The sequence below is a fragment of the Micromonospora sp. CPCC 205739 genome (genome assembly GCF_036906795.1).
Lineage (GTDB): Bacteria > Actinomycetota > Actinomycetes > Mycobacteriales > Micromonosporaceae > Micromonospora.
In genome coordinates, this window is sequence record NZ_JBAKHS010000040.1 from 22,644 (window position 1) to 28,553 (window position 5,910).

The 5,910-nt window shown below is 71.7% G+C and carries 2 protein-coding genes; one reads left to right on the plus strand and one right to left on the minus strand.

Going from position 1 to position 5,910, the window contains the following annotated elements; all coding sequences use genetic code 11:
• The first annotated feature begins 156 nt into the window (after positions 1-156).
• Positions 157-3,621: a hypothetical protein gene (locus V6U88_RS29690; protein WP_334458208.1), complete on the plus strand. Its 3,465-nt coding sequence runs from the start codon at positions 157-159 to the stop codon at positions 3,619-3,621.
• A gap of 8 nt (positions 3,622-3,629) precedes the next feature.
• On the opposite strand, the gene V6U88_RS29695 is transcribed toward V6U88_RS29690, so the two are convergent.
• The gene (locus tag V6U88_RS29695; protein ID WP_334458209.1) at positions 3,630-5,708 is read right to left on the minus strand and encodes a hypothetical protein; all 2,079 of its coding nucleotides are present in this window, start codon (positions 5,706-5,708) and stop codon (positions 3,630-3,632) included.
• Positions 5,709-5,910 lie beyond the last annotated feature (202 nt).

A 5,910-nucleotide genomic window follows, 5' to 3' on the forward strand; every position in this document is an offset into this window, starting at 1 on the left:
GGTTGTTGCCTCAACGGACGATGTGCTCGGCCCACGTCGTGACGATTGCATAGGGGTCACGGCCAGGCATAGAAGGCGTGGGTGGGTCTAATGAGTCAGCCAGTGCAAACTGTCGTCACGTCCACCACCGGCGTCGGCCGCTTGGAGGATGCCGATTTGCTTGACTATCTGCGACGGCACCCGGCGGCGGACGTTGCGGGCTTTCTCCACCTGCTGGCCGGGATCACCGGCCTGGAGGCGAACTATCCACAGTCGGCACCGGCGTTCCTCCGACGGCTCAGCGACCGGTACGGCCCGGCCGCGGTGCAGCGGCTGCGGGCCGCGGACACCCGGGTGCTGGCCGCCGTGCGCGCTGCCCAGACGATACGGAACCTGCTCGCAAAGGCACAGCGGGACATGCCGTACCGAGCCCCGCAGGTCGGCTTCCTGGCGTTGGAGCGCCAGATCAGGGCGCACGAGCTGAGCTACGCCGACGTGCTGACCATCCTCGGTCTCGGGGACGACGACCGGCCGGCCGGTGGTCTGGACGACGTCGAGCCGCCACCGGCGGCGCTGGCGGTGCTGGGCGAGATGTTGTGGACCACCGCCTATGCCGAACCGGAGAAGCGGGTCGCGGCGCTGGTCCAGGAAGCGGTCGACGCGCAGGAGCTGGCGGACGCCTACGTGGAGGTCGGTCGGCAACTGACCGACGTCGTCGTGGCCCACCATGCAGTCGACGACGAGGACATTCTCGCCGGGCCGGTGCTGCCTCCGGTCGCCGGTTGTCTCGACGAGGACCAGGCAATCGCCCAGGCGCGGCTGACCGGCGTCGCGACCGCGGTGCTGCAGGCGAACTCCGTGCTGCCGCGAATCTACTACGCGTGCGCGCTGTCGACGAACCTCAGCTACGCCGATGCGCTGTCCGGCACCGGTCCCGCCCACACCGACCTCACCTCCGAAGGGGCCGACCGGCGGGTGGTTGCCCTGACCACCGCCGAGGGGCATGTGCTGCGCACCAGCCGCGACGGCCGGTACTACTGCGTGGCGGGCATGCAGCACCGGCCGCCGTGGCTGTCCCCGGAGTACCCCGACCACGATCCGGGCCCGCACCTCAACTCCGACCTGCGGCTCGCCGAGCTGCAGGAGCAGGGCGACGACGCCTGGGACGGCGACGACTACCGCCCGGACCTGCCGCTCGGTGCGCTGTTCACCCAGACCGCGCTGGACTACACGCTGGCCCGTCTCATGCTGGCCGAACGGGCGCTGGAGGCACAGCGCCGCCGCTTCAAGCCGACGGACGCTCCGCTGCCCCTGCCCGAGCCCGGCGGCGCGCTCAAGGCGAAGACCGCCGCCCTGCGTCCGCTGCTGCACGAGGCGGCGCTGTTGGCGTGGGTCATGGGCGAGCGCGAACCCACCGAGGCGGAGAGCCGCAGCGCGCAGCGGCTGGCCGCGCAAATCGGTGAGATCGCCGCCGCCGAGCCGCTGGCGCCCTTGTTCATCACGATCGACCGGGACGAGGACGAGGCCCCGGAGCTCAGCGAGTTCACCGACGAGCTCGCGGGCGGGTCGGACGGCGACGCCTCCCTCAAGGCGCTCGCGGCGCTCAACGACCGGCTGGACAACGTGGACAGTTTGCGCGCGTTCCTGCTGGCCGCGCATCCGCTCGCGGCGCGGCGGCTGGCTCCGGTGTACCCGGACGTGATCGAGGCGTTCACCGACGAGCAGCGCCGGAGGATCAACCTGGTCCTGCTTGTTGGCCAGCTGCGTGATCTCGCCGGCGAGCTGGGCATGGACGTGGCGAACATGTTCCTGATCGTGCTGGCGATGATCGAGCCGCCGGTCGCGCTCGCCGCCGGTGGCCTGTCCGCGGCCATCGGCGCGGTTGGTGTCGTCCAGGGTTTCCAGCAGGCGGAGCTGCTCACCATGATGGCCAGCCTGGACACGCCCGGCGGGTTCCAGCTCGCCTCCGTTGAGGACGCCGCGGACGCCCGGAAGGCGGCCTGGCGAGGCCTCGCGCTCTCCCTCATCGACTTCCTGCTGCTCGGCGGCGACGTGGGACGGCAGCTGCGGCGGGCGGCGACCGGCCGCGCCGCCGCCAGCCCGCTCGCCGCGGCCGTCGCCGCCGACGCCAATCCGGTGCCGTTCCTGCGGATGGCCATGCCGGCGGCCGTCACCGCCGCTGCGGTCCCCGCCGTGGGAAACGTCGTGTCGAGTACCGAGAAGCTCAGCACACTCGCCGCGGCGGCTGAGCTGGCCAACAAGGAGCGGCTCAGCAGCCGCGCCCTCAAGAGCCTGAGCAGCGAGCTAAACATGTCCCAGCGCACATTGCGGAACCTGATCATCAGCGCGGTCGACGAGGCCCGCCGCGCCGCCGCGGTGCTGCGGCTGCGCAACGCGGCCCGGTCCCTGCTCGAGGGCGGCGCCGCGAAGACCGTTCCCGCCACCTCGGTGCTCAAGAGACCCAGGACGGCGGTGAAGAGCGTCGGCCCGCGCGGGCGGCGGGAGTACCTGGTGGTCGGGGCGGGCGACCCGGAGATCGGCTGGGGCCTGGAGCAACTGGCAGCCCGCAGGCGTACGACGGTGGTGGCCCCGGCCCGCAACGCCGGCGTCGACGCCGTCGTGGCCGGCAACGGTCGCTTCGTGCAGGGCACCGTCGCCGACCTACCGGCCGGCTACCAGTGCACCGTCGCCCGGGAGGAACTGCTCAACCCGGCGCAGCTGCCCGACCCGGCGACGTTCGTGACCCAGCGCGTGGACCGACTGCGACCGGGCGGCCAGTGGATCGTCGTGACCGAGTCGCCGGATTTCGCCAAGAGCCTCGCCGGGGTCGCGCCCCGCCCCGGGGTCCGCATCTGGACGACCGAATACACCACCATCCGCAACGGTGCCGCCGTCCCGCGCCACGTCGTGGTCGTGGCCCGTCCCCGGCCGACGACGATGACACCGATCACCGCGCTGGTCCAGCCACCCGGACTCACCGCGACGCGGGTAACCGGCTACCTGCAGACCCTGCAAGATCCGGCCAACCTGCCCCGTCTGCAACGCAAGCTCACCGAGCTGTGGCACCAAGGCATGCTGGAGGGCGGTCAGGTCGCCGACTGGGTGTTGCGCAACCTCACCGGCAACATCGGCGAGATCCTCGCGGACGGCTACAAGGCGGAGATCCTCGCCGCGCGCCGGGCAAAGGCGGCCACCGCCGACGCCGCCCTGCAGAAGGGCGTCCGCCGCATCGACGGGGTGACGGGGCAGTCCAAGGAGTTCACCGACGACCTGCTCACCGTCGAACGTAACGGCAACCTGGTCGTGCTGGACGTCTTCGAGATCAAGGCCGGACCTCGCGGTGGCCAGGAGGGTATGACGCAGCTGTTCGAGTGGATGGAGAACGAGCTCGAGGTGGGCGACAGGATCGTTGTTGGTGGCAGACCGTTCCGCTACGACCCGGCCGGCACCTCCCGCGGGCGGATCATCGGCCTCGGCCGGGCCCAGCGCCACCTCGTGGTGGCCAAGGGTGCCGAGACGGCCGGACGGCGTACCGCGGACCTGGTCGCCGCGCCCGTGCTGCGCAAGACGTTGGACCTGTCCGCGGCTGAGATCCGCTACCTGGCCCGGCGCATCATCGAGCAACTGCCGCCGGTGCCCTGATCCGGCGGCTACGCCTCCCGGTAGGCGGCCGCCGCGTCGTGCCACTCGGCGACCGCCAGCCGTTGGATCGTGTTGAAGTGGACGTTGGTGTTGTCCGGCGGCGGCGCGCCGACCCACGGGCGCAGCTTCCCGGCCATGTTGTCCGCGAGCGCCCGGGCGGTGGACGGTCGGGAGTTGAACCGCGCGTAGGTGAGGAACCGCCGGCTCAGCTCGTCGGGCACCGCAACCGGGGGCACCTTGCCCGCCAGGTACGCGGTCATCTCGTCTAGCCGGGCGTGCAGCTCCGCAGCGACCAGCTCGATCGCCGCCGCCCATCCGCTCACCGTGCCGACCTCAAGGCTGCGGGTGAAGCCGGCCTCGGTCCGGACCTCGGTGCGGTCCCAGTTCACCGCGGCGGCGACGGCGGGGTCGACGTAGCCGGCGGTGACGAGGTTGAACGTGTACTCGGCGCGCTCGTCGACGGCACCGGCCGGCACCTCGGGTGGGATCGCGGGTCGGCCGACGGGCAGCCGGCCGGTGCGGTAGACGATCAGGTCGAGGCCGACGAAGTCGTACGCCTGCAGCACCTGGTTGGGGTTGAAGGCGCCGGAGGCGGGCAGCTCGTTGGCGCCGCCCTCGCCGAAGAACACGACCTGCAGGAACTCCGGCGACAGCCCGTGACGCCCGGCGGACTCTCGGAACAGGGCGTACAGCGCGCTCTGCGGGCGGTTCTTGTTGGCCCGGGGGACGATCCACGCCAGGTGGGCGTCGACGTTCCAGTGCGCGCTGGCCTTGTCCTGCAGTTCCGTCTGGCGGGGCGCGACCGCGCGGTAGCCCTCCCAGACCATCGCCGCGTCGTAGGCGCGCAGGTGGGTGTCGATGGTGGCGGACGGCCCGGCGCCGAGCGCCACGTCGACGGAGGGTTGCGGCGGGGCGCCGACGAGCCGGGGCGGTGTCGGAGGCAGGCTCAGCTGGACCTGGTCCCCGGCGAGCATGGCGGACGGGTCGGCCGAGCGGGAAATGACCCAGAACCGGTACGTGTCATCGGCCAGCGGCAGGTGGACGACGCCGGACAGCGGCAGCCGCAGCGACTCGGTCGGGCCGCCCGCGCTCGGCCGCCAGCACAGCTGGTGGGCGGGATACGGGCGCCGGGGCGCGGCGCTGGGGTCCGACCCGGGCAGCGGGGGTCGTCTCAGCTCGATGCGCCGGTAACGTCGCCCGTCTGGGCGAGGGGCGGCGAGCGCCGCCCGCACCGGCGCCGCGGCGTGGTCCGGCGCGTACGCGAGGTCCGGCGCGGCCTGGAACAGGGCCCGCGCGGAGATCACGCTGTGTGCCGGATGCGCCGGGTTGGACAGCTGGTCGGCCAGGGTCCGCAGCGCTGGCGGGACCAATTGCTCGCCGGACAGGTCGTCGTAGGCGGGCCGCTGATCGAACCAGGTCGGGGAGAGCACCTCGAAGCTCGTCGACGCCACAGTCAGCCGCAGCTGGGCGGTCCCAGCGGACGGCGGCGGCGCGACCACCGGCATCGGCAGCGCGGCGGTGTCCTTGGCCGGATCGGCGGGGTCGACGGTGATCCAGATCCGCCCGGTGCCGGACAGGATGCTGATCACGAGCTTCCGGTGGTAGAACGGGTCGTCCTCGGCGACGCTCACGCCGCCGAGGGTGAACCGTCGCCGCGGCACCGTGGCCAGGGTGGTGAACAGGAATTCCTTGGTCAGCACCACTTTGCTGTACCGCACCAGTTGCGGCACAGGGTCGAAGCCGGGCAGGTGTTGCCGGAACGCGTCCTCGTGCACCGACGCCGGCGTCTTTAGCAGCAGATCTCCGGTCACCGACCATCTGTCGTAGCGGCTCTCGACGACCTCGGCGGGTACGGTCGGGTTGTGCGCGATGGTGTCCGGAATGAACTGGAGCGCGCCCTCCCAGAGCGGTGCGATCTCCACGGCAAGGCCTGGCGTGTCGGTGTCGAAGGACAGTTCCAATGTCTGGGGAAAGGTGTCCCCTGGTTTGGGGTCGCCCTCCGGGGGCGCCTCGGTGACCGTCACGTTCCGCAGCTGGCTCTGCATGTCGCCCCGAAGCGGGGTGCGAAGAAACGTGTTGCGGCGCATGGACGCCCTCCTTCGGCTGAACTGTGACGGCACATCTATGTTTCCCCAGGTCCTTCGGGCAGCTGGTCAGGACCTTCGGCATGATGTGGTGGCCGATCGGGCGCTCAGGTCCAGACCGCCCCACGGTCGCCGAGGTCCTGCTACCGGGATGCGGGCCAGTGCTCCGCCCTTCAGGGCGGGGGTGAAGGCCCGCGCTGGGAGG